Annotated in this window: 22 protein-coding genes; 15 read left to right on the forward strand and 7 right to left on the reverse strand. The window is 58.7% G+C overall.

Annotated features, from left to right (window positions below; all coding sequences use genetic code 11):
* Positions 1-92: 92 nt before the first annotated feature.
* A complete protein-coding gene (locus ACR0B0_RS01675; RefSeq protein ID WP_480646139.1) occupies positions 93-671 on the forward strand; it encodes a TetR/AcrR family transcriptional regulator in 579 nt (192 codons plus the stop codon).
* On the opposite strand, the gene kynU is transcribed toward ACR0B0_RS01675, so the two are convergent.
* Entirely contained in the window at positions 664-1857 is a 1194-nt protein-coding gene (gene kynU / locus ACR0B0_RS01680) for a kynureninase (RefSeq protein WP_170348098.1), read from the reverse strand. The genes ACR0B0_RS01675 and kynU overlap by 8 nt on opposite strands.
* A 166-nt stretch (positions 1858-2023) precedes the next feature.
* On the opposite strand from kynU, the gene ACR0B0_RS01685 reads away from it, so the two are divergent.
* From ACR0B0_RS01685 to ACR0B0_RS01720, 8 genes are all read left to right on the forward strand, one after another.
* On the forward strand, positions 2024-2473 hold the full coding sequence (locus ACR0B0_RS01685) for a methyltransferase family protein (RefSeq protein ID WP_170348100.1): 450 nt from the start codon (positions 2024-2026) through the stop codon (positions 2471-2473).
* A 129-nt stretch (positions 2474-2602) separates the two neighbouring features.
* On the forward strand, positions 2603-4174 hold the full coding sequence (locus ACR0B0_RS01690; RefSeq protein WP_170348102.1) for a Re/Si-specific NAD(P)(+) transhydrogenase subunit alpha: 1572 nt from the start codon (positions 2603-2605) through the stop codon (positions 4172-4174).
* Between the two features lie 13 nt (positions 4175-4187).
* A complete protein-coding gene (locus ACR0B0_RS01695; RefSeq protein WP_480646141.1) occupies positions 4188-5642 on the forward strand; it encodes an NAD(P)(+) transhydrogenase (Re/Si-specific) subunit beta in 1455 nt (484 codons plus the stop codon).
* Between the two features lie 160 nt (positions 5643-5802).
* A complete protein-coding gene (locus ACR0B0_RS01700; protein WP_480646143.1) occupies positions 5803-5919 on the forward strand; it encodes a VOC family protein in 117 nt (38 codons plus the stop codon).
* Positions 5920-5958: 39 nt separating this feature from the next.
* On the forward strand, positions 5959-6159 hold the full coding sequence (locus ACR0B0_RS01705) for a VOC family protein (protein ID WP_480646752.1): 201 nt from the start codon (positions 5959-5961) through the stop codon (positions 6157-6159).
* A gap of 107 nt (positions 6160-6266) precedes the next feature.
* Positions 6267-7544 carry a DUF3422 family protein gene (locus ACR0B0_RS01710; RefSeq protein WP_480646145.1) on the forward strand — a complete coding sequence of 426 codons (1278 nt, stop codon included), beginning with the start codon at positions 6267-6269 and terminating at the stop codon, positions 7542-7544.
* A 61-nt stretch (positions 7545-7605) separates the two neighbouring features.
* Entirely contained in the window at positions 7606-8748 is a 1143-nt protein-coding gene (locus ACR0B0_RS01715; protein ID WP_480646147.1) for an MFS transporter, read from the forward strand.
* A 57-nt stretch (positions 8749-8805) separates the two neighbouring features.
* Complete coding sequence (locus ACR0B0_RS01720) at positions 8806-9969, forward strand: M20 aminoacylase family protein (RefSeq protein WP_480646149.1); 1164 nt, start codon at positions 8806-8808, stop codon at positions 9967-9969.
* A 51-nt stretch (positions 9970-10020) separates the two neighbouring features.
* Here the strand turns inward: ACR0B0_RS01720 and ACR0B0_RS01725 are convergent, their stop codons facing one another.
* Both ACR0B0_RS01725 and moaA read right to left on the reverse strand, forming a co-directional pair.
* The gene (locus ACR0B0_RS01725; RefSeq protein WP_480646754.1) at positions 10021-11331 is read right to left on the reverse strand and encodes a 3-deoxy-D-manno-octulosonic acid transferase; all 1311 of its coding nucleotides are present in this window, start codon (positions 11329-11331) and stop codon (positions 10021-10023) included.
* 13 nt (positions 11332-11344) lie between these two features.
* Complete coding sequence (moaA, locus tag ACR0B0_RS01730; RefSeq protein ID WP_170348111.1) at positions 11345-12352, reverse strand: GTP 3',8-cyclase MoaA; 1008 nt, start codon at positions 12350-12352, stop codon at positions 11345-11347.
* A gap of 90 nt (positions 12353-12442) precedes the next feature.
* On the opposite strand from moaA, the gene ACR0B0_RS01735 reads away from it, so the two are divergent.
* Positions 12443-12874 carry a hypothetical protein gene (locus ACR0B0_RS01735; RefSeq protein WP_480646151.1) on the forward strand — a complete coding sequence of 144 codons (432 nt, stop codon included), beginning with the start codon at positions 12443-12445 and terminating at the stop codon, positions 12872-12874.
* Here ACR0B0_RS01735 and ACR0B0_RS01740 read toward each other — a convergent pair.
* The 3 genes from ACR0B0_RS01740 to glmU are packed head-to-tail and all read right to left on the reverse strand — an operon-like array spanning position 12862 to position 16774.
* Positions 12862-13545, reverse strand: a complete 684-nt coding sequence (locus tag ACR0B0_RS01740) for a DNA alkylation repair protein (RefSeq protein WP_480646153.1) — start codon at positions 13543-13545, stop codon at positions 12862-12864. The genes ACR0B0_RS01735 and ACR0B0_RS01740 overlap by 13 nt on opposite strands.
* Before the next feature lie 52 nt (positions 13546-13597).
* On the reverse strand, positions 13598-15418 hold the full coding sequence (glmS, locus tag ACR0B0_RS01745) for a glutamine--fructose-6-phosphate transaminase (isomerizing) (protein WP_170360198.1): 1821 nt from the start codon (positions 15416-15418) through the stop codon (positions 13598-13600).
* Positions 15419-15421: 3 nt separating this feature from the next.
* Positions 15422-16774 carry a bifunctional UDP-N-acetylglucosamine diphosphorylase/glucosamine-1-phosphate N-acetyltransferase GlmU gene (gene glmU, locus ACR0B0_RS01750; RefSeq protein WP_480646155.1) on the reverse strand — a complete coding sequence of 451 codons (1353 nt, stop codon included), beginning with the start codon at positions 16772-16774 and terminating at the stop codon, positions 15422-15424.
* A 134-nt stretch (positions 16775-16908) separates the two neighbouring features.
* Here glmU and ACR0B0_RS01755 point away from each other — a divergent pair, with 134 nt between their 5' ends.
* The 3 genes from ACR0B0_RS01755 (at position 16909) to ACR0B0_RS01765 (ending at position 20135) form a co-directional block, all read left to right on the forward strand.
* Positions 16909-17616 (forward strand): HAD-IA family hydrolase, encoded by a 708-nt coding sequence (locus ACR0B0_RS01755; protein ID WP_170348119.1) that lies wholly within the window; start codon positions 16909-16911, stop codon positions 17614-17616.
* 3 nt (positions 17617-17619) lie between these two features.
* Positions 17620-18810 carry a DegT/DnrJ/EryC1/StrS family aminotransferase gene (locus tag ACR0B0_RS01760; protein WP_170348121.1) on the forward strand — a complete coding sequence of 397 codons (1191 nt, stop codon included), beginning with the start codon at positions 17620-17622 and terminating at the stop codon, positions 18808-18810.
* Positions 18811-18971: 161 nt separating this feature from the next.
* Positions 18972-20135 (forward strand): isovaleryl-CoA dehydrogenase, encoded by a 1164-nt coding sequence (locus ACR0B0_RS01765; protein WP_480646157.1) that lies wholly within the window; start codon positions 18972-18974, stop codon positions 20133-20135.
* A 44-nt stretch (positions 20136-20179) separates the two neighbouring features.
* Here the strand turns inward: ACR0B0_RS01765 and ACR0B0_RS01770 are convergent, their stop codons facing one another.
* Positions 20180-20782 (reverse strand): OmpW/AlkL family protein, encoded by a 603-nt coding sequence (locus ACR0B0_RS01770; protein WP_170348125.1) that lies wholly within the window; start codon positions 20780-20782, stop codon positions 20180-20182.
* A 136-nt stretch (positions 20783-20918) separates the two neighbouring features.
* On the opposite strand from ACR0B0_RS01770, the gene ACR0B0_RS01775 reads away from it, so the two are divergent.
* Positions 20919-22448, forward strand: coding sequence for an AMP-binding protein (locus ACR0B0_RS01775; protein WP_480646159.1), 1530 nt, complete (start codon positions 20919-20921; stop codon positions 22446-22448).
* Positions 22442-23017 carry a lysozyme inhibitor LprI family protein gene (locus ACR0B0_RS01780; protein WP_480646162.1) on the forward strand — a complete coding sequence of 192 codons (576 nt, stop codon included), beginning with the start codon at positions 22442-22444 and terminating at the stop codon, positions 23015-23017. Before ACR0B0_RS01775 ends, ACR0B0_RS01780 begins: the two co-directional genes overlap by 7 nt.
* The last annotated feature ends 25 nt before the right edge of the window (positions 23018-23042 follow it).

Genomic DNA, 23042 nt, shown 5'->3' on the forward strand with positions numbered 1-23042 from the left:
CTCATCTGGCTGTGGCTGGTTGCTGACATATTTAGCGCAAAGTGTCAGTGTGTCAATTGACAAAATTTACAAAAAATGTCAGAGGTTCTGGTATGACGGAAGCAGTTGACGATTTACGGCAAAAAACCATCCTGAACTCGGCTTTTCAGGCTTTTGCCGCCTATGGGTACCGAAAAACCTCGATGGATGACATTGCGCAGGGGGCGGGGATGTCCCGGCCGGCGCTGTATCTGTATTTCAAGAATAAGGAGGCGATCGTCAGTAAACTGACCGAAGTCTACTATGTCGAAAAATGCGCGGCTGTTGCCGAGGCGCTGGCAACGTCAGGTTCAGTGTCCGAGGTTCTAGCCAGTGCGATTCAGGCGCAGACGGCAGGGATGGCAGCGATACTGGCCTCGCCTCATGGGCTTGAGATGCTGGACAACACCAAATCCTTATCCGCCGAGATCATCGCGGAGGGTGAGGCTAAACTGTCAGGGCTATACGCGGATTGGCTGACACTACAAGAACGGGCCGGGCGGGTGCGCCTACTGTCCGGTGCGGCCGAGACTGGTCGGACGATTACGGCCACGCTTAAGGGGCTCAAGCTGATCGGTGCAGGTGCAGAGGTCTATGAACAGCAGGTTGCGCAGATCGCGGCGTTGATCGGTGCGGGGCTTGAGGTCAGGTAACCCGCTGCCGCACTTTGAATTCCGGTGCATCCCATAAACGGTTTTGCATAATGTCAGCCAAGATTTCGACAGCGCGCTCAACGTCCCTCGCGTCGATATACAAAGGCGTGAACCCGAAGCGCATGATATCCGGCGCACGGAAATCTCCGATCACGCCGCGCGCGATCAAAGCCTGCATGGCGGCGTAACCTTCAGTAAACCGAAACGAGACCTGACTGCCGCGCTGCTGCGGATCACGTGGGCTGGCCAGTTCCAACTCAGGGCAGGTGCCTTCGACACGGGCTATGAACAACTCGGTCAAGTCGATGGATTTGGCGCGCACATCAGCCATGTCCGCCATGTCCCAGATGTCCATCGCGGCGGACAGGGCGGTCATTTGAAGGATCGGAGGGGTGCCGACCCGCATCCTCTCGATCCCGCTGCCGGGGCGGTAGTCCAGGTCGAAGGCGAAGGGTGCCTCGTGCCCCAGCCAACCTGACAAGGCCGGACGGGCGCGATCTGTCAAGCGTGGCGCGACATAGATAAAGGCTGGCGCACCGGGGCCCCCGTTAAGGTATTTATATGTGCAGCCCACCGCGAAATCGGCGTTGCAGCCGGACAGGTCCACTGGGATAGCTCCGGCGGAATGGGCCAGATCCCAGACAGTGACCGTCCCGTTTGCATGTGCCAGTTCGGTCAGCGCCTTCATGTCGTGTATGCGCCCGCTGCGATAGTCCACCTCGGTCAGCATCAACACGGCGACGTCGTCGGTTATGTTAGCGGCCACGTCCTCGGGTGCGACAACGCGTAGTTCATAACCCGGCCCCAGCGAGCGTAGTAGCCCGTCCACCATATACAAATCAGACGGGAAGTTGCCGTTATCCGACAGGACCACCTTGCGGTCCGGGCACAGTTCCAGCGCAGATGCCACGGCCTGATACACTTTGATCGACAGGGTGTCGCCGGTCACAACCGTCCCGGGTTCCGCGCCGATCAGACGGCCAATGCGGTCGCCCAGGCCGGTCGGCAAACCCATCCATCCGGCCTTGTTCCAGCCGGTGATCAGCATCTGGCCCCATTCCTTGACCATCATGTCACTGACACGATCACTGGCAGCCAGCGGCAACGGACCCAGCGAATTGCCGTCCAGATAAATGACATCCTCGGGCAGATCGAACATGGCTTTGGTCGCGGCAAAGTCGGTCATGGGCGGCTCACTACTTTGTGTTGTGTTGCTTTCTTTCGGCCTAGCCGATCCGTATCGGCCTGTCCATTGATGCGACAACCTGAGCTTTTGCCAATTCGGTTCGAAAGCGGTAGGACATCGGCCAGAAACGACATGCCTGTGCATGTTGTCAGTTGCGGGGATGCGCATGCACCGGATCGACATACCGCCCGTCTGGCTTGTTGGGTTCGCTTTTCTGGCCTGGCTGCAGGCGCGTCATTTCCCCCTGGGCTTGTCGCTGGACGGTGGACTGACTGACTTGTTAAGCGGGTTGCTGATCGGGGGCGGCATTCTGCTCGCCGTATTGGCGATTATGGAGTTTCGCCGTCACAAAACAACCGTTATCCCGCACGAAACACCTTCGGCGCTGGTTCAGTCAGGCATTTATAAACGCAGCCGCAACCCGATCTATGTTGGCGATGTTCTGATTCTGGCTGGTTTGGTTTTACGGTTTGATGCTGTGCTGTCTCTGATCCTTATCCCAATCTTCGTCTGGGTGCTTGAGCGCCGGTTCATTCTGCCCGAAGAAGATCGCCTGCGCCGTACTTTTCACGCGGATTTTGCCCGTTATGAACGTAAAACCCGACGGTGGGTTTAGGATGGACAGACCGATAATATCATATCGTGAATGCTGCACTTGCGAAATAATGTTGCGCAAGATACATGTTTGCTTAACGAAGAATACCGACCACCCGCTCAGCTTGAGTGAGAACTAGGGGGACTGCCAGTGAAGATAGGCACACCGAAGGAAAAATATGAGGGCGAGAACCGGGTTGCGATGACGCCGGACTCTGCGGTGCAGTTGCAGAAACTGGGCTATGAGTGCCTGATTGAGAAAGGCGCTGGGGCTGCTGCGGGCTTTTCGGATGCGGCGTATGAGGCTGCAGGCGTTGAGGTCGTCAAGACGGCGGCTGCGCTGTGGAAAGAGGCCGACATTGTTGCCAAGGTTCGTCAACCCGACGCAACCGAGCTGAAGCGTCTGACCAAGGGTAAGACGCTGATTTCGTTCTTCAACCCGGCAGGGAACGAAGAAGGGATGGAAGCGGCTAAGGCCAAGGGCGCCAACGTCATCGCCATGGAGATGGTGCCGCGTATTTCCCGCGCACAAAAAATGGATGCGCTGTCGTCGATGGCCAATATTGCCGGTTACCGCGCGGTGATCGAGGCGGGCAACAACTTTGGCCGGTTCTTCACCGGTCAGGTGACGGCGGCCGGTAAGGTGCCGCCTGCGAAGGTGCTGATCGTAGGGGCCGGTGTTGCCGGTCTGGCGGCGATCGGGACCTCGACCTCGCTGGGTGCGATCACTTACGCGTTCGACGTGCGCCCCGAAGTGGCCGAGCAGGTCGAATCCATGGGCGCCGAGTTCGTCTATCTGGATTTTGAAGAAGACCAGCAGGACGGCGCGGCCACCGGCGGCTATGCCAGCGTCCAGTCGGACGAGTTCCGCGAGGCACAGCTGGCCAAGTTCCGTGAACTGGCCCCGGAGATGGACATCGTCATCACCACGGCGCTGATCCCCAACCGCGAAGCGCCCGAGCTTTGGACCAAGGATATGGTCGAGGCGATGAAGCCCGGCTCGGTCATTGTCGACCTTGCAGCAGAAAAGGGCGGCAACTGTAAGCTGACCGTCGCGGATGAGAAGATTGTCACCGATAATGGCGTGACCATTATCGGCTATACCGATTTCCCCAGCCGGATGGCGGCGCAGTCCTCGTCGCTTTATGCAACCAACATCCGCCACATGATGACGGACCTGACCCCTGAGAAAGATGGTCAGATCAACCACGACATGGAAGATGACGTGATCCGCGGCGCGACCGTGACCCATGAGGGTGAGATCACCTTCCCGCCACCACCGCCCAAGGTGCAGGCGATTGCGGCACAGAAAAAACCCGAGGTCAAGGAACTGACCCCGGAAGAGAAAAAGGCGCAGGAAATTGCGGCCTTCAAGGCGCAGACCAAACAGCAGTTCACCCTGTTGGGTGTTGGTGGCGCGCTGATGCTGCTGGTGGGGCTGATCGCCCCGGCCAGCTTCATGCAGCACTTCATCGTCTTTGTGCTGGCCATTTTTGTGGGCTTCCAGGTGATCTGGGGTGTTGCTCACAGCCTGCACACACCGCTGATGGCGATCACCAACGCGATCTCGTCGATCATCATTGTTGGGGCCTTGATGCAGATCGGATCGGGGTCGTTCCTGGTTATTCTGCTGGCGGCGCTGTCTGTCTTCATGGCCGGGATTAACATCTTCGGCGGCTTCCTCGTAACCCGGCGCATGCTCGCCATGTTCCAGAAATCTTAAGGAGGCCGGGCACATGGAATTTGGCTTCACTACTGCCGCCTACGTTGTTGCGGCTGTTCTGTTCATCCTTTCGCTCGGCGGATTGTCGAACCAGGAAAGTGCCAAGCGCGCGGTCTGGTATGGCATCGTCGGTATGGCGCTGGCGGTTTTTGCCACGCTGGTTGGTCCCGGTTCGGGGCTGTGGCTGCTGTCGCTGCTGCTGATTGCGGGCGGTGGCCTGATCGGTCAGTACGTCGCACAACGCGTGCAGATGACCGAGATGCCGCAGCTTGTGGCTGCGATGCACTCGCTGGTTGGTCTGGCGGCTGTGTTCGTCGGCTTCAACGCGCATTTTGAGATTGGCAACGTGGCGCAGGTCATGGCCATTGCCGACAGCGCAAAAGAAGCGGACCTTTCTGATCTGGGGGCATTCGCCAAGCTGATTGCCAAGAAAACCTCGGCTGAGTTGGCAATCCTGCATGTCGAACTGTTCCTGGGCATCTTCATCGGTGCGATCACCTTTACCGGGTCGGTCGTGGCCTATGGCAAGCTGGCCGGCAAGGTCACATCGGCGGCGACCAAGCTTCCGGGCGGTCATGCGCTAAATGCGGCGGCTGCAGGTCTCTCGCTGATCTGCTTGGTCTGGTACACCTCGACCGGCGGCTTCTTCCCGCTGTTCCTGATGACGCTGGCCGCGCTGTTCATTGGCTATCACCTGATTATGGGAATCGGCGGTGCCGACATGCCCGTGGTTGTGTCGATGCTTAACTCCTATTCGGGTTGGGCTGCGGCGGCGATCGGCTTCTCGTTGGGCAACGACCTGCTGATCGTGGTTGGTGCGCTGGTGGGCTCGTCCGGTGCGATCCTGTCCTACATCATGTGTAAGGCGATGAACCGTCACTTTGTCAGCGTGATCCTGGGCGGCTTTGGTGGCCCGCAGGGCGAACAGATGGCCGTGGAGGGTGAGCAGATTGCCATCGAGGCCGATGGTGTGGCCGCAGCGCTGAACGATGCTGACAGTGTCATCATCATCCCCGGCTATGGCATGGCCGTGGCGCAGGCGCAGCAGTCCGTATCCGAACTGGTCCGCAAGCTGCGCTCCCAGGGCAAGAACGTGCGCTTTGCGATCCACCCGGTCGCGGGCCGTCTGCCGGGCCACATGAACGTGCTGCTGGCCGAGGCGAAGGTGCCGTATGACATCGTGCTGGAGATGGACGAGATCAACGACGACTTCCCCGAAACGGATGTGGCCATCGTCATCGGCTCGAACGACATCGTGAACCCTGCGGCACAGGAAGACCCCAACAGCCCCATCGCCGGCATGCCGGTTCTGGAATGCTGGAAGGCGAAACAGGTGTTCGTGTCCAAACGCGGCCAGGGCACCGGGTATTCGGGCATCGAAAACCCCCTGTTCTTTAAGGAAAACACCCGCATGTTCTATGGCGACGCAAAGGCCAGCTTGGACAAGCTTCTGCCCATGATCGACTGAGCTTGGGGTGTAACCAAATTGCAAAGGGCGCCTTCGGGCGCCCTTTTCTTATTTGTAGTGAAGGAGGCTCTGCCTCCGGACCTTGGGGATATTTGTAGCCAGATGAAGCAGGCGGATTGTGATAGACTGGTCTGACGTGGTGGGTGTCAGGAGAGTAGCCATGCAGAAAGTAAACGGCATAGGTGGTGTGTTCTTTCGTGCCCGCGACCCAGACGCGTTGAGCGCGTGGTATGAGAAACACTTGGGCGTCAATCATTACGATCCTTTGCCCTGGTAGCAGCGCGAAGGGTTTACTGTCTTTGCCCCATTTGCCGAAATTACGGAATACTTCGGCCGCGCAGATCAGCAATGGATGATCAATTTCCGAGTAGACGATTTGGCGGCACTGATAGCGCAGCTTGAGGCCGCCGGGATCACCGTAGAAACACGTGCTGAGTGGGCCAGTGAGGTGGGAAAGTTTGCCCGCATTCACGATCCCGAGGGCAATCCGATCGAGCTGTGGCAGCCAAATCAATGAGATAGATGGAATGTATACAGCCGTATCCACTTAAGTATATGAAATAAAAAGAGAATTGATGTATTTTTGAGGTGGCGTATAGTGCCCCGGACAAAACGGAGCTCTGCATGACGCCCATTGATGATCACCCGCTGCGCTATGCGCTGGCCAATGAACTGCACGCGCGTCCCTTTCCGGTGGCCGCGACGCCGTGCACGGTGGTGTTCTTGGCGATCAAGAAGCCAGATACAGCCGTGGCACGGGACCGGGATGAGGATCTGGCCCATCTGATCAATCTGCTGGATCGCCACGGTGCACAACATCCGCAGCCGGAGGCGACGCATTACGCTGGTCAGATTGGCCGTCATTGGTTGAAATGGGAACAGCATACCGAATTCGTTACTTACACTGCGATTACACAAAATGTCAGCGATCGCCCCTTCAACCCGGCAGATTTCGAAGTCTTTCCCCCTGATTGGTTGATGGCCAGCCCAGGGCAGAGGGTGACGTCGGCCATGCTCCGCGTGGTTGAACGCCAGGACGACGAAGCGGTCCGGTCCTCTCTGGGGAACTGGTTCGAGCCTGAAAGCCTTGCCGTGGCCCGGGTGCTGGACGATACCGCCATTTGTGCCAGTGATTTCCGTATCGATCCGGCCGGGCACATGCGCTTTGCGATGTTTGTCAGCAAGGGCACAGGGCGACGCAGGACGGGGCGGATCATTCAGCGTTTGTGTGAGATCGAGACCTATAAAGCAATGTCAATGCTTGGGTTTGCCCGCGTCAAACAGCTGACCCCACGTATCGGTGAATTGGACGGTAGGCTGACCGAGTTGATGGGGCAAATGACCGACAACGCGGCCCACCCAGATGAACTGCTGCCCGATCTATTGTCCACCTCGACCGAGCTGGAAACGCTGTCCGCCCAGTGTTCCTTTCGGTTTGGGGCGACGGGGGCCTATGAGGCTATCGTGAACCAGCGGATCGAAGTGCTGCGAGAAGAGCGGTTTGAGAGCCGTCAGAGTTTCGCCGATTTCATGATGCGCCGGTATGATCCAGCCATTCGAACCGTCAAATCCACCGAGCGCCGCCTGCAGGCTTTGTCCGATCGGGCGATCCGTGCCGGAGAATTGTTACGTACCCGGGTCGATGTGGAACGCAGTGCGCAAAACCAGGCACTGCTGGAAAGCATGGATCGGCGTGCCCAGATTGCGCTGCGGCTACAGCACACCGTCGAAGGGCTGTCTGTGGTAGCTATCAGTTTCTACGCGGTGACGCTGGTCAGTGACTTTCTTTACCCGCTGACCGAGGATGGGATCAGTCAGGGACGGTTGACTTCGGTTGTGACGATCCCTGTCATTCTGTGCGTCTGGGTTGCCATCCGTCAGATTCGAAAGCGTTTGCAATAGCCCACAATTGCGAATTACCTAGGGCGCTTTAGGAACAGCAAACTGCGCGTGGGAGTTTTCTGTGATCGGAATTATGTCTGCATGGCGGGCGGTGGCTGCCATGTTCATCCTGAACGGTGCGCTGTTTGGCATTTGGGCATCTCGCATTCCAGCCGTGCGGGACAGGCTGGAATTGACGCATGAGGCATTGGGCTATGGTCTGCTGTTCATGGCAGCGGGTGCTGTGTGTTCCTTTCCGGTGACGGGGCGGTTGTCTGATCGGTTCGGGGCCGTAGCCATCACGCGGGTTATTGCGGTGCTGTACACGTTGTCTCTGATTCTGTTGGCCGTGGCCGATGGGTTCTGGGCGCTGGCGGGGTTCCTGTTCGTATTCGGTGCCTTTCACGGTTCAATGGATGTGGCCATGAACGCCTGGGCCGCCGAGGTCGAGCAAGCCTATGACAAACCAGTCATGTCCTCGTTCCACGCGATGTGGAGTTTGGGCGCCGGGTTGGGGGCGCTTAGCGGATTCGGGGCGGTGCAGCTGGGACTGACAGTGATGCAGCACTTTTTACTGGCTGGCGGAGTTGTCGTGGCGCTGGCGCTGGCCCTGTCCTGGGTTAAGTGGACGTCGCGCAGAGCTGTCTCACATGACGGCAGTGTCTTTGCCCTGCCGTCCGGTGCGTTGATATTGGTTGGGTTCACTGCGCTGTGCGGTGCTTTGGGGGAAGGTGCCGTGGCGGATTGGAGTGCAATATTCCTGCGCGATGTGACCAGTGCCGCCGAAAGCGTCGCTGCGTTGGGATATGCCGTGTTTTCGGTGACGATGGTGGCGTTTCGGCTGGCTGGCGGATTTGCAATCGCGCGGTTTGGTCCTGTCGCAACGGCCCGTTTTGGAGGCATTTGCGCGGCACTTGGCGTGTTCGGTGTGGTCTCGGCATCAGAGGCGGGATTGGCCTTGGCGGGTTTTGCCCTGATGGGGGTTGGTTATGCTGTGATCATGCCGCTGGCCTTCAGCCGGGCAGCCAATGATCCGCATGTGCCGCCGGGGCAGGCCATCGCCAGTGTGGCGACGCTGGGGTACGGAGGGTTACTGATCGGCCCACCGCTTATTGGGATTTTGGCCGAGATGCTTACATTACGATTGGCATTCATGGTTTTGTTGCCCTTGGCCATCCTGATTGTCCTGCTGTCCGGCGCGCTGCGGCCTGCGTCTTTGGACTGACTTAAGAATTCCGCGCCGGGATAAAGCCGGGGCAAAGAAAAAAGATGGGAGAAGACTATGCCGATCAAAAACCGTTTTGCCGAATTGCAGAGTGAAATCACTGGGTGGCGGCGCGATATTCATGAAAACCCCGAGATTCTATTCGAAACGCACCGCACCAGCGCACTGGTTGCTGAGAAGCTGACGGAATTCGGCTGTGATGAGGTTGTCACCGGAATTGGTCGCACCGGGGTCGTTGGGGTGATCAAAGGTAAGGTTGACACGGGGGGCAAGGTGATCGGTCTGCGGGCCGACATGGACGCGCTGCCGATACATGAGGCGACGGGTCTGGAGTATGCCTCCAAGACCGATGGGGCGATGCACGCATGTGGCCATGACGGGCATACGGCGATGCTGCTGGGCGCGGCGAAATACCTCTCGGAAACGCGGAATTTCGACGGCACCGTCGTGGTGATCTTTCAACCCGCCGAAGAGGGTGGCGGCGGAGGCCGCGAGATGTGCGAGGACGGCATGATGGACCGTTGGGGCATCCAAGAGGTCTATGGCATGCACAACTGGCCGGGTCGCCCGGTAGGCAGTTTTGCTATTCGTCCCGGTGCGTTCTTTGCGGCCACAGATCAATTTGATATCACCTTTGAGGGCAAGGGCGGTCACGCGGCCAAACCGCATGAGACAGTCGATACAACCGTGATGGCGGCGCAGGCGGTTCTGGCATTGCAGACGGTGGCGTCGCGCAATGCAGATCCGGTGGATCAGGTCGTGGTTTCAGTTACGTCGTTTGAAACCTCGACCACCGCCTTTAACGTCATCCCCCAAACGGTACAGATCAAAGGTACCGTCCGAACGATGAGTTCAAAAATGCGGGAAATGGCGGAAAAGCGCATCAAAGAGATTTGCAACGGAATCGCGGCGACGTTTGGCGGAACGGCCAATGTCACCTATTACTTGGGCTATCCGGTGATGGTAAACAGCGACGAGCAGACCGACTTTGCAGCGGATGTCGCACGTTCGGTGGCGGGTAATTGCGACGAGGCACCGTTGATCATGGGCGGCGAGGATTTCGCCTTTATGCTCGAAGAACGGCCGGGGGCGTATATTCTGGTTGGCAATGGCGACACGGCGGCGGTGCATCATCCTGAGTACAACTTCAACGACGAGGCCATTCCGGCAGGGTGCAGCTGGTGGGCTGAGATTGTCGAACAGCGGATGCCGGCGGCCTGATCTTGGCGTTGGGTGGCGAGGGGCCAGCCCCTCGCGCTACCCGGTACGTACTTAGTCAGATGACGTTGAACCCGACCCAGTTAAGCTGAGTTCGGTGCATAGCGTCTCGACGATTGCATCCAGCGCCGATTGTTGGGTGTTTACGCAGGATTTCGCAGCCGTACGGGCTGTGTCCAGCGTGGTTTGATCCGATAGCCAGGTTTCCACGGCCTCGGTCAGTTCGGAAGCAGATTGAACTTGTAGCGCCCCGCCGGATTCGATCAGCGGGGCGAATGTTTCGGCAAAGTTGAAATAGCCGGGGCCGGTGATTACAGCGGCACCCGCCTGTGCCGGTTCGAACGGATTGTGGCCGCCGATCTCTTTCAGTGATCCGCCAAGGAACACAATAGGGCACAGCGCGTACCATGTGCCGGTTTCACCCAGCGTATCTGCCATGTAGACCTGCGTTTTGTCGGTGATCTTGTCGTCATTCGATCGAATGGCCACAGTTTGCCCCGCTTGGGTTGCCAGACTGGCGACCTCGGCGCGGCGTTCAGGGTGGCGCGGGATCAGCAACAGCAGCAGGTCGGGCCAGCGTTTGAGCAGCTCTGCGTGGGCGGCAAGAACGGTTTCCTCTTCACCGGCATGTGTCGAACTGGCGATCCAGACGGGGCGGGCGCCGATCTGTGCGCGGATGTCGAACAGCGTGGCCTGATCAATCGGCAAGGGGTCAGACATGGCCTTAAGGTTCGTGCCCGGCTGTACACGATCAGCGGGCGCGCCCATCACGATTAGGTTTTGCGCGGTCTTGTCGTTCTGGGTCAGGAACAAGCGAAAACGATCCAGAATGAACCGGGCTGTGTCCGGGCGTTTCTTCCAGCCTTCGACGGATTTGTCCGACAGGCGTGCGTTGAGCAGAGCCAAGGGCATGCCACGGTTGGCACCTTCGACAATCAGACGGGGCCAGATTTCGCTTTCGACGAAAATACCGGCATTCGGGCGCCAGTGGTCCAGAAAGCGCCGCACGGGGCCAGCCGTGTCCAGCGGCGGATATTGGTGGCGCGTTCGCGGCGGCATGCGTTTTTCGATCAAAGCGGCCGAGGTTGGCGTGCCAGAGGTGATCAGAAACTCGGCATCCGGCAGACGTTCCCCCAACCGTTTGATCAGGCTGATGACCGAAAGGGTTTCACCAACGCTGGCGGCGTGGAACCAGATCAGCTGGCCGTCGGGGCGGGGCAGGCCGGCATGGCCCTGGCGTTCCTGCTGCCGGGTCTCGGGTACATCCGCGGCTTGCAGTTTGTTCCGTACGGTGCGCCAGACGAACGGTCCCGCAACAGAGGTCAGGCCGCAATACAGATGATACAGCAGCGTCGGTCGGCCCATCTGGTCCGGCACGTCAGCCGCCTGTGTGGCTCATGTGACGGCTCATCTTGCCGTCGACCGCCTGACGGGAATAGTCGAAATCATGTCCCTTGGGCTTGAGGTTGATCGCCGCGCGGATTGCGTCTTCGAGTGGTTGCTCTGTATCGGGGTGATCGCGTAGTGGACCACGCAGGTCAGCCATGTCCTCTTGGCCCAGACACATAAACAGCTCACCAGTGCAGGTCAGGCGCACGCGGTTGCAGCTTTCGCAGAAATTATGCGACAGAGGGGTGATGAAGCCGATCTTTTGGCCGGTTTCCTCTAGGCGAACATAACGCGCTGGCCCGCCGCTGCGTTCTGCCAGATCGGTCACGGAATAATGGTTCTCATATTCCTTACGAACGTCCTTGAGCGACCAGTATTGATCCAGACGATCCTCATTGCCGATATCGCCCATGGGCATGACTTCGATCCAGGTCAGGTCCATATCGCGTTCAGCACACCATTTCGTGATCGTCGGCAATTCTTCTTCGTTAAAGCCCTTCAGGGCCACCGCGTTGATCTTTATCCTCAGCCCGGCTTTCTGCGCCGCGTCGATGCCGTTCAACACTTGTTTAAGACGGCCCCAGCGGGTGATCGCGGCGAATTTATCTTCGTCTAGCGTATCCAGCGAGATATTTACCCGGCGCACACCTGCCGCGTACAGGTCATCGGCAAAACGGTGCAGCTGCGAGCCATTGGTGGTCAGCGTCAGCTCTTTCAACGCGCCGCTGTCCAGATGGCGCGTCATGCTGTTGAAAAACGTCATGATATTTCTGCGCACAAGCGGCTCACCACCGGTAATGCGCAGCTTTTCAACCCCCAACTTTACAAAGGTCGAGCACATGCGGTCCAGCTCTTCCAGCGTCAGCAGGTCTTTCTTTGGCAGAAACTTCATGTCCTCGGACATGCAGTAAACACAGCGGAAATCGCAGCGGTCCGTAACAGAGACGCGGAGATAGGTGATCGCACGTGCGAATGGGTCGATAAGCGGAGCAGTCATGCGACATAGGTAAAGCCGCGACCTGCCTGCGACAAGGGCGAAGTTTCCTTTGCGCTGGTACAGATGCGCACAGGGCGATAGGTTGATGGCATGAGATATATGCTATTCGCTTTGTGTATTCTGGTGGCCGGATGCGACACCGTACGGTCCACGACAAATCGGGTCTTTGGGGGCGAAAAGACGCCTTCTGAACCTGAAGACGTCGTGGTCGAAGAGGTTGTGACAGAGGAAGCAGTTGAACCAGAACCCGTTGCGGCCAATGCTGCCGGCTGGGTGGGCGCAAAGACGACCATAGCCGGATTGGGCGATCCGACCACGCCGGGTCGTTGGTTGGAAACTCCGCTGGTCGACGTCGAATTCACCGGTCGCGTGGTCGTTCCCAGAACCGGCTCGCAGGCTTATATTACGCTGGTTCCAGCGCCAGGGCCCGAAAGCGGCGGCAGTCGGTTGTCTCTGGATGCGATGCGGGCCTTGTTGTTGCCATTCGACGAATTGGTTGAACTTGAGGTCTATTCCAACTGATCTTTCAGGTGTTTTCCGGCTTCGCGGCGGGCGAAAGGCTTCATCGCGTCACCATGGGTTTTCAGAAACGCGATGACGCGTTCAGCGTCGTGTTTGGACAGGTCACGCAGCCACCAAGCAATGGCTTTCTGAATGAACCAGTCCCGGTCCGGCACATAGCTTGCCGCCCAGCCAAGGATGCGGTCGCGCCGTGCCAGATCGTCGGGTTTGGGGTGATTCTGCTTGGTCCAGGGAAGGGTGGCCACCAGCGCTGCGCGCCGTGTCCACATATGATCGGAAGTCGTCCAGATTTCCACCTGATCCAACCGGGTTGGGTCGGCTGACAGACGTTTTTGCATCGCCATGCAGGCGTGATCGGCCGCAGCCCAGGCGTCGAAATCGGGCAACCAGCTGTGCAGTAAATCCCAGACCGCCCCATCAGGCCGAATGCGGGCCTGGGTCAGCAGTTTGGCTGCGGCCAGACGGCCCTCGTGTATATTGGTCTGCCACAAGGCATCCGCCAACTCCACGCGCTCAGATACATCCAGGTCTTGACGCCATTCTTTCGTCAGGTCGTTCAGAACGGGGTTCGCGACACCCAGATAGGGGCGGTCGACCTTGTGATAGGCCGCCATTTGGCTCGCGCGTACGGGGTCGGCATGAGCTTTGATCTGGTCCAGATAGGTATTCAATGTTTGCCGCCCTGTTGGTGAAACGGGGCCGTGTGCGCGGCCCGATCTTGGCTTATTCGACGGTGACGGATTTCGCCAGATTGCGGGGCTGGTCCACATCGGTACCTTTGGCGACAGCCGTATGATAGGCCAGCAGCTGCGCTGGAACCGAATACAGGATCGGGGCAAGGCTGGGATGGATATGGGGCATGCGAATAGTGCTCCACACCCCATCCTCGGCCTCGGTCACGCCGTCATCATCCGAGACCAGTATGACCTTGCCTTTGCGCGCCATGACCTCTTGCATGTTCGACACGGTCTTGTCGAACACCGCATCGCGTGGGGCCATGACCACCACCGGCATGTGCTTGTCGATCAAGGCGATGGGGCCGTGCTTAAGCTCGCCAGATGCATAACCTTCGGCGTGTATATAGCTGATTTCTTTTAGTTTCAGCGCACCTTCCATAGCCAGTGGATACATCAGGCCGCGGCCCAGGAACAGCACATCGCGCGCCTCGGACAAGCGCTGGGCCGAGGCCTTGATGGACTGGTTCTGATCCAGCGCGGCATTTAGTGCGGTCGGCAACCCACGCAATGCGGCGGCATGATCAGCCAGTTCCTCATCGCTTAGGGTGCCCCGATCCGCAGCCGCCTTGAGCGCCAGCATCAGCAATACGCTTAGCTGACAAGTGAAAGCTTTGGTCGAGGCCACACCGATCTCAACCCCAGCATGGATCGGCAGGGCGATGTCGCTTTCGCGCGCGATCGAGCTTTCGGGGACATTGATCACCGAAACGATCTTATCGGCCTTGCCCTCGCAATAGCGCAGCGCGGCCAGCGTGTCGGCGGTCTCACCCGACTGGCTGACAAACAAGGCCGCCGTGCGATCGGGGATCGGAGGTTCGCGATAGCGAAACTCGCTGGCGATATCGACCTCGACGGGCATTCTGGCCAACTGTTCGAACCAGTACTTTGCTGTCAGACAGGCATAAAAGGCAGTTCCGCAGGCGACCATGGTCAGGCGGTCCAGCTTGCTGAAATCCAGCTCACAGGGCAGGGTGATCTCGTTGCCACCAGTGGGCAGGTAGGATTGGATTGCCTCGGCCACCACCACGGGTTGCTCGGCGATTTCCTTTGCCATGAAATGCTTGTGACCCGCCTTGTCGGCCCGTGTTTGATCCAGTTTGATCTGGCGGGTCTCGCGGTTGGCCAGTTCTCCGGCTTCATTGCGGATTTCAAGCGAAGTGCGGGTCAGGACCGCCCGGTCGCCTTCTTCAAGATAGGTGATACGATCCGTCAGCGGCGCCAGCGCAATGGCATCCGAACCCACATACATTTCGCCTTCCCCATGCCCAATGGCCAAAGGTGACCCCTTACGCGCCGCGACGATCAGGTCGTCTTGCCCGTCAAACAGAAATGCAAGTGCAAACGCCCCTTGAAGCCGGTCGATGGTTTTGAACGCCGCATCAACGGGCGATAGTCCATTGTTCAGATAATGCTCGGCCATCAGGGCCACGGTTTCGGTATCGGTCTCGGTGACGAAATCGACGCCATGTTCGGCTAACTCAGCCCGCAAATCGCGATAGTTTTCCACGATGCCGTTATGCACCACGGCCACGGGGCCTGCCTTGTGCGGGTGCGCGTTGGTGACTGATGGTGCGCCATGTGTGGCCCAACGGGTATGCCCGATGCCCGATTTTCCGCGCAGAGGATTGTGCACCAGCAAATCGCTGAGGTTGACCAACTTGCCCACAGCCCGACGCCGCCCAAGTTCACCGTCATTGACCGTCGCAATGCCGGCGCTGTCATAGCCGCGATATTCCAGCCGTTTCAGCGCCTCAACCAAAATAGGGGCGGCTTCGTGTTGCCCCAGTACACCTACAATTCCACACATAGATCAGGCTCCTTTGTCGCGGCGAGCCTTCTTCGCCTTCAACATATCAAACAACTTACGTGCATAACCCGGCTTGTTGTCCTGCTTGGCGCGGGCCACGGCCAGCGCGTCGGGCTCGACGTCTCGCGTTACAACCGTTCCTGTCGCGGTCATCGCCCCGTCGCCCACCGTCACCGGGGCCACCAGCATTGTGTTTGAGCCGACAAAAACATTCTCACCAATTGTCGTGCGATGCTTCATCACACCGTCATAGTTGCAGGTGATTGTTCCAGCGCCGATATTCGACGCCGCACCTACCGACGCGTCACCGATATAGCTGAGGTGGTTAACCTTGGCCCCTTCGGCGATCTCGGCGTTCTTTATCTCGACAAAATTGCCGATGCGGGCGTTTTCGGCCAACTCGGCACCTGGGCGCAGGCGGGCATAGGGCCCAACAATAGAACCGCGGCTGACGTGGCAGCCCTCCAAATGCGAAAACGACCGGATTGTAGCACCACTTTCGACTGTGACGCCGGGGCCAAAAACCACGTTGGGTTCAATCACAGTGTCGCGCCCGATGACGGTGTCAGCGGCCAGATAAACAGTATCGGGTGCCATCAGGGTGACGCCAAGATCCAACAGCTCGGCACGGGCACTGGCCTGAAACACAGCATCTGCCGCAGCCAAATCGGTGCGGGAGTTCACACCTAATGTCTGTGCTTCGTCACAGGCGACTGCGGTGACTTTCAGACCGCGCGCGCGCGCGATTTCCACGACGTCCGTCAAATAATACTCACCTGCCGCGTTGTCATTTCTTACCGTGTCGATCAGGGAAAACAACGCCTGCGCATCACAGGCCAAAAGACCAGAGTTGCAGAAGGTTATCGCGCGCTCTTCATCCGATGCGTCTTTGAATTCGACGATCCGCTCAAGACTGTCACCGTTCATCACCAGGCGACCATAACGCGCAGGATCGCCGGCCTCAAACCCCAGAATGACAAGATCGTTTTCTGCCCGCGCCGCGATCATGCGTTCCAGCGTATCGGGCTGCAGAAACGGCGTGTCGCCATACAAAACCACGACGTCGCCGGTGAATCCGTCCAAAGCCTCGCGTGCCTGCGCGACGGCATGGGCAGTGCCCAACTGCTCGTCCTGAACAGCGATTTGCGCCGCTTCATCCTCGGCAGTTGCAACTTTGGCTACGGCTTCAGCCCCGTGCCCGGTGACGATAACGGTCCGCTCGGGCGACAATATGGCCCCGGCGCGCATGGCGTGCACCAGCATCGGGACCTGCGCGATGGGATGAAGAACTTTGGGAATATCCGAATGCATCCTGGTGCCTTTTCCAGCGGCAAGGATGACAAGGGCAGTGCTCATGAAATCGATTTCTCTTTGTGTTTTGTTGCGCTCCGTTTTATCCGCTGAGGGCAAAGGCGCAAGCGGTTCACGGATCAAACAAGATTGCCGTTTGCAACACGAGACGGCAATAAACCGCCGAGGCAGGAGGCACAATGCGCACAGTGATCTTCGATCTGGACGGAACTTTGGCCGATACGTCGGGCGATTTGCTCGCGGCGGCCAACCACTGTTTTCGCCAGATGGGGCATGGGGATGTCTTGGTTCACGATGATGACGCAGCCGTTGCCTTGCGGGGTGGACGGATGATGCTGACCCATGGGCTGAAGCGGGTCGGTGCTTATGATGAGGATACTGTTCTGTCCTATTATCCCACCCTGCTTGAGGCTTACGCGAAGGACATCGACACCCACACTCGGTTCTATCCCGGTGCGCTTGAGGCTGTCGAAATGCTGAAATCCCAAGGTTATGGCGTAGGTATCTGCACCAATAAACCCGAGGCTCTGGCCCATCAGCTGCTGACCCAGATGGGCGTGCGGGATCAGTTTGCGTCTTTGGTGGGCGCAGATACGTTGCCCGTGCGCAAACCGGACCCCGAACCACTGCGCGAAGCCGCGCGCCGGGCCGGGGGACACCCCGATTTGTGTGTGCTGATCGGCGATTCCGACACCGACCGAAATACGGCGCGGGCAGCGGGCGTGCCCTCGGTGCTGGTGACGTTTGGCCCGTCCGGGGAAGATATGGCCGCATTGGAACCCGAAGCACTGCTGCATCACTTTGATGATCTGCCAGAGCTGGTCACCGGACTGATTGGTGCGGCGGCACAAATTCTTGACCCCAACCCTTTGCAGGATCAGAACTAGCCCATGACCGAAATATTCACTGGCAGCTTCACCCAGCAGGAACCTATTCCAGAAGAGGCGATTGACGCCGCCATGGCCGTTCTGCGCCATGGGCGTCTGCATCGCTATAACGTCGTCCCCGGAGAGTTGGGCGAAACCGCGCTGCTGGAGCAGGAGTTCGCGGCGCAAATGGGGGCGAAATACTGTCTGGCTGTGTCTTCTGGGGGTTATGCACTGGCCACCGCATTGCGGGCCGTGGGGGTGCAGCCGGGTGATCCGGTTTTGACCAACGCCTTCACGCTTGCGCCGGTGCCGGGGTCGATTGCCTCGGTCGGGGCAAGGCCGGTTTTTGTGGGCGTGACTGAGAATCTGACGATTGATCTGGATGATCTTGAGGCCAAGCTGGATCAGGCGCGGGTGCTGATGCTCAGCCACATGCGCGGACATCTGTGCGATATGGACCGGCTAATGCAGATGTGTGATACGGCGGGCGTTGCGGTGATCGAGGACTGCGCCCACACAATGGGTGCCGCATGGCGCGGGCAATTGTCGGGGCGTCAGGGGGCGATTGGGTGCTATTCCTGCCAGACGTACAAACACGTCAATTCCGGTGAAGGCGGTCTGCTGATCACCGATGACGAAGTGCTTGCGGCCAAGGCCACGATGCTGTCGGGTTCGTACATGCTGTATGAACGCCACCTTGCCGCACCGGGGCCCGAGGTGTTTGAAAAGATCAAATACACCACGCCCAATGTGTCCGGCCGCATGGACAATCTGCGCGCCGCGATCCTGCGCCCGCAACTGCGTGATCTTGACCGGCAGGTGCAGCGCTGGAACGAACGCTATGACGAGATCGCGACCGGCCTGCGAGACACCCCCGGCCTGACTATCGTCGAGCGCCCCGAGCAAGAGACCTATGTCGGTTCGTCGATCCAGTTCTTGCTGCTCGACTGGACGCCCGAACGCATTGCCGAGGTAATCCGTCGTTGCGGCGCACGGGGGGTTGAGATTAAGTGGTTTGGTGGGGCGGAGCCGACGGGATTCACCTCGCGCTATGACAGTTGGCGCTATGCCGAAAGCACGCCTTTGCCCGCAAGTGATCGTATCCTTGCCGGGGTGATGGATATGCGCGTGCCGTTGACTTTTTCGCTGGACGACTGCCGCCTGATCGCGCGCATCATCCGGGCCGAAGTTGGGGCTGTGTTTCAATCGTGATCCAATTGAGTGCGCCTTTGGCGCACGCTTTAATCTTGAAAAATGCCACCCTGTTCGGGGTGGCATTTTCTTTAGTGCTAGCCTTCTCATTGACCCGTGGAGGATTCGCTGTTACCTAATTATTGAACAAGTGTTCATTAATTCGATGAGGAGGTCGCAACATGTTCACGGCCACAATGCAATTTGATCTGGGTGAGGATGTGAACGCTCTGCGCGAGATGGTGCATCGCTGGGCGCAGGATCGGGTCAAACCGATGGCGGCCGAGGTCGATCAATCGAACGCCTTTCCCAATGAACTGTGGAAAGAGATGGGCGACCTCGGGCTGTTGGGCATCACCGTGCCCGAAGAGTATGGCGGGGCGGGGATGTCCTATCTGGCCCACACCGTAGCGGTGGAGGAGGTGGCGCGGGCCTCGGCTTCGGTCTCGCTGTCTTACGGGGCGCATTCGAACCTGTGCGTCAATCAGATCAAGCTGAACGGCAATGACGAGCAGAAGGCGAAATACCTGCCGCGCCTGATCTCGGGTGACCATGTTGGCGCGCTTGCAATGTCCGAAGCCTCGGCCGGATCAGACGTTGTGTCGATGAAGCTGCGCGCGGAAAAGCGTAACGATCACTACCGTCTTAACGGCAACAAATATTGGATCACCAATGGGCCGGACGCGGACACGCTAGTCGTGTATGCCAAGACTGACCCCGAGGCGGGTTCAAAAGGGATCACGGCCTTTTTGATCGAGAAAGAGATGAGGGGATTCTCGACCTCTACGCATTTCGACAAGCTGGGGATGCGGGGGTCGAACACAGCCGAACTGATCTTTGAAGATGTCGAAGTGCCGTTCGAGAACGTTCTGGGCGAAGAGGGCAAGGGCGTTGCGGTTCTGATGTCAGGTCTGGATTATGAACGCGTCGTGCTGGCTGGGATCGGCACCGGCATCATGGCTGCCTGTCTGGACGAGATCATGCCCTATCTGGCCGAGCGTAAGCAGTTCGGCAAACCGATCGGTAGCTTCCAACTAATGCAGGGCAAGATTGCCGACATGTATACCGCGATGAATTCCGCGCGGGCTTATGTCTATGAAGTTGCCAAGGCTTGTGACCGGGGTGACGTGACCCGTCAGGATGCAGCGGCGTGCTGCCTTTACGCCTCGGAACAGGCTATGACGCAGGCGCATCAGGCTGTGCAGGCGATGGGCGGGGCCGGGTTCCTGTCGGATTCAGCGGTCAGCCGGATATTCCGAGACGCCAAGCTGATGGAGATCGGCGCGGGCACCAGCGAAATTCGCCGAATGCTGATCGGGCGCGAGTTGATGAGCGAAATGTGCTGAGAAAAACGCCCCGCCAAAGGGTGGCGGGGCGTTAAAGACAAGGATCAGAAGCGATGGACGTAGGATACGCCGACCAGCCAGGGATCGATTTCTGCAGTGCCGATATCGGTGCCGTTCAGTTTTACGTCCGAGTCGATGTCGAACCAGCGCACGTTCAGACGCACGGCTCCTTTTTCGGTGACCATGTAGTCCAAACCGGCTTGCAGCGACACACCGAAGGAGTTGTCGATGTCCAGATCCCCAAGCGCGGATTTTTCGTCAAAGAAGATGGTGTAGTTCAGACCGGCGCCAACATAGGGCTTCCAGGCGCTGTTGGTCGCGAAGTGATAGTTCAGCGACAGGGTGGGCGGCAGGTGTTTGGTGCTGGCCAGATCGGTGCCCCCCAGCGCGATGCTGTGGCTGAACGGGGTCGCGGCCAGCAGTTCGATGCCAAGATTGTCCTGGACAAAATACTCTACTGTGAAGATCGCGCTGGTGTCTGCGTCAATGTCGGTATCGAGACCAGCCAGGGTTCCGTTGTCGGATTTCGGGTCCAGATAACCAACACCGACACCCACGGTCCAGTCACCTTGGTTCTGGGCCATTGCAGGGGCGGCAAGTGCGACAAGCGCAGTCGAGAGCGTCAAAGCGGCGAGTGTTTTGGTCATTTTATGGCCTTTGAATTTGTTGATGAGTCGCTTGTGCAGGACCGGACCGTTGCGAACTCTGATCTGCATCAAGTTCCTGTGAAAGCAGGGGGGCGCCCGCACCCGCCAAGGGTAAGAAAAACAAGGGGTTTCGCGCATGCATCCCGATAGGTGCATACCCGGTATGCGGAAGTCGGGCGTCTGGGATATTCCGGATCAACTCAATATGGCGCGACAATGCCTGGCGCATCCTCGTGACAATGTGGCCATCGTTGATCTGACAGACGGGTACCGCGAAGCCGTTACCTTTGGTCAACTCACGCGCATGACGGACGGGATTGCACGTGAACTGCATCAGCAGGTGCAGCCCGGCGACCGCGTGGGTGTGTTGCTGAGCCAGTCGCCCTGGTGTGCGGCGGCGCATCTGGCGATCTGGAAGCTTGGGGCGGTTTCGGTGCCGCTGTTCAAGCTGTTCAAACGGGATGCGTTGGCCTCGCGCGTGGGGGATGCGGGTGCGCGGCAGGTGCTGACCGATGCCGAAGGAGCCGCGTTGCTGGGCGATCTGGCCCACCCGGTTCTGGTCGAACATATTGCGCCATCGGATGATCCGTTCCCCTGCTCAGATACAGGCCCCGAGGACCCGGCGGTGCTGATCTATACCTCGGGCACCACGGGTAGCCCCAAGGGCGCACTGCATGGGCACCGGGTTCTGACCGGCCACCTGCCGGGTGTCTCGATCAGCCACAATCACCTGCGCGAAGGCGATTGCCTATGGACACCTGCGGATTGGGCCTGGATCGGAGGTCTGTTCGACGTATTGATGCCCGGGCTTGCGCTGGGTATTCCTGTGGTCGCGGCGCGGTTGGAAAAGTTTACGCCGGAAGCCTGCGCCGACGTGATCGCCCGCGGCGGTGTGCGGAACGTGTTCTTCCCTCCGACCGCACTTCGCATGCTGAAGGCGGCGGATCAGGCCATCCCCGGTCTGCGCTCGGTCGCTTCGGGCGGTGAGCCGCTGGGGGCCGAGATGCTGGCCTGGGGGCAACAGGCGTTTGGCCTGACGATCAACGAATTCTACGGCCAGACGGAATGCAACATGGTCGTCTCCTCCTGCGCCGAGGATTTCCCGGTACAACCCGGCTGCATTGGTAAGCCAGTGCCAGGGCACGAGGTTGCTGTGATCGATGAGGACGGCAATCCGATCAGCGAGGAGGGTGACGTGGCCATTCGGCGCGGTTCGGCCTCGATGTTGCTGGAATATTGGAATCGGCCAGAGGCGACGGCTGAGAAGTTTCGCGGCGACTGGCTGATCACCGGAGATCGCGGCGTGTGGGAGGGCGAGTATCTACGCTTTGTCGGTCGCGATGATGACGTGATTACCTCAGCCGGATACCGCATCGGCCCGGCCGAGATCGAGGATTGCCTGCTAACCCACCCGGCGGTGGCGACCGTGGGCGTGGTCGGCAAGCCCGACCCACTACGGACCGAGATCGTGAAGGCCTATGTGGTGCTGAAACCGGGGGCCGAGGCTTCGGGGTCGGAGTTGCAGGACTGGGTCAAGGCGCGTCTGGCTCAGTATTCCTATCCGCGTGAGGTCGCATTTCTGGAGGAGTTGCCGATGACGGTGACGGGGAAGGTGGTCCGGAAGGAATTGAAAGTGCGAGCGGCGGCGGAGGACAAACAATGCTGAATAAGTTGCACAGCTTTGATTTGCTTACTCTAGGCACTGTTTCAGTTCTCACCTTTGTGCTGCCCCAAGACCTTTGGGCACAGAACTATCAAGTTCAAGATGAGCACGGACAAACTACCGTGGACCAAGCCTACATGGATGCTCAAGTCCGTGGGTGTGTCGAAAGTGCTGGAGCACCAACAGACCTTTCCGACTGTATTGGTGCTTTTTCGGGCGATTGCATGAATGAAGATATTTCTTGGGGGCAAAGCACTCTGGGAATTTACTTTTGCGTCGAAGCTGAAACAGCGGTCTGGGACACGCTGGTGGACGAGAGTGCCGCAGACCTGCTGGTTCATTACAGCATGCTTGATAAAGGAGACGCTGAGAAAGCTTCCTCTCTACCTTTTAGAGTGCCGAGTTTAACCGAAGCACAAGAACGTTGGGAAGAAATGCAGGAGGCGGACTGCTTGGTGGAGTATCTTCAGTGGAGAGGGGGAACAGGTGCGAAACTCCTTGGGGCCGGGTGTCGCTTGGAGCGAACGAGCCAAAGAGTGGTTTGGTTAAAGACGTTGTTGGAGGAAAGATGATGCTTCTTATTTCGGCGGGTTTTCT

This window comes from Ruegeria sp. BA12 (assembly GCF_056539625.1).

What these genes read in the sequence shown, in the direction of transcription:
- ACR0B0_RS01675 (WP_480646139.1), top strand. Translation starts at nt 93, where the DNA reads ATGACGGAAGCAGTTGACGATTTACGGCAAAAAACCATCCTGAACTCG.
- ACR0B0_RS01780 (WP_480646162.1), top strand. Translation starts at nt 22,442, where the DNA reads ATGCTGAATAAGTTGCACAGCTTTGATTTGCTTACTCTAGGCACTGTT.
- ACR0B0_RS01685 (WP_170348100.1), top strand. Translation starts at nt 2,024, where the DNA reads ATGCACCGGATCGACATACCGCCCGTCTGGCTTGTTGGGTTCGCTTTT.
- ACR0B0_RS01720 (WP_480646149.1), top strand. Translation starts at nt 8,806, where the DNA reads ATGCCGATCAAAAACCGTTTTGCCGAATTGCAGAGTGAAATCACTGGG.
- ACR0B0_RS01725 (WP_480646754.1), bottom strand. Translation starts at nt 11,331, where the DNA reads ATGGGCCGACCGACGCTGCTGTATCATCTGTATTGCGGCCTGACCTCT.
- ACR0B0_RS01695 (WP_480646141.1), top strand. Translation starts at nt 4,188, where the DNA reads ATGGAATTTGGCTTCACTACTGCCGCCTACGTTGTTGCGGCTGTTCTG.
- glmS (WP_170360198.1), bottom strand. Translation starts at nt 15,418, where the DNA reads ATGTGTGGAATTGTAGGTGTACTGGGGCAACACGAAGCCGCCCCTATT.
- ACR0B0_RS01760 (WP_170348121.1), top strand. Translation starts at nt 17,620, where the DNA reads ATGACCGAAATATTCACTGGCAGCTTCACCCAGCAGGAACCTATTCCA.
- ACR0B0_RS01775 (WP_480646159.1), top strand. Translation starts at nt 20,919, where the DNA reads ATGCATCCCGATAGGTGCATACCCGGTATGCGGAAGTCGGGCGTCTGG.
- ACR0B0_RS01710 (WP_480646145.1), top strand. Translation starts at nt 6,267, where the DNA reads ATGACGCCCATTGATGATCACCCGCTGCGCTATGCGCTGGCCAATGAA.
- ACR0B0_RS01735 (WP_480646151.1), top strand. Translation starts at nt 12,443, where the DNA reads ATGAGATATATGCTATTCGCTTTGTGTATTCTGGTGGCCGGATGCGAC.
- moaA (WP_170348111.1), bottom strand. Translation starts at nt 12,352, where the DNA reads ATGACTGCTCCGCTTATCGACCCATTCGCACGTGCGATCACCTATCTC.
- kynU (WP_170348098.1), bottom strand. Translation starts at nt 1,857, where the DNA reads ATGACCGACTTTGCCGCGACCAAAGCCATGTTCGATCTGCCCGAGGAT.
- glmU (WP_480646155.1), bottom strand. Translation starts at nt 16,774, where the DNA reads ATGAGCACTGCCCTTGTCATCCTTGCCGCTGGAAAAGGCACCAGGATG.
- ACR0B0_RS01755 (WP_170348119.1), top strand. Translation starts at nt 16,909, where the DNA reads ATGCGCACAGTGATCTTCGATCTGGACGGAACTTTGGCCGATACGTCG.
- ACR0B0_RS01700 (WP_480646143.1), top strand. Translation starts at nt 5,803, where the DNA reads ATGCAGAAAGTAAACGGCATAGGTGGTGTGTTCTTTCGTGCCCGCGAC.
- ACR0B0_RS01765 (WP_480646157.1), top strand. Translation starts at nt 18,972, where the DNA reads ATGTTCACGGCCACAATGCAATTTGATCTGGGTGAGGATGTGAACGCT.
- ACR0B0_RS01770 (WP_170348125.1), bottom strand. Translation starts at nt 20,782, where the DNA reads ATGACCAAAACACTCGCCGCTTTGACGCTCTCGACTGCGCTTGTCGCA.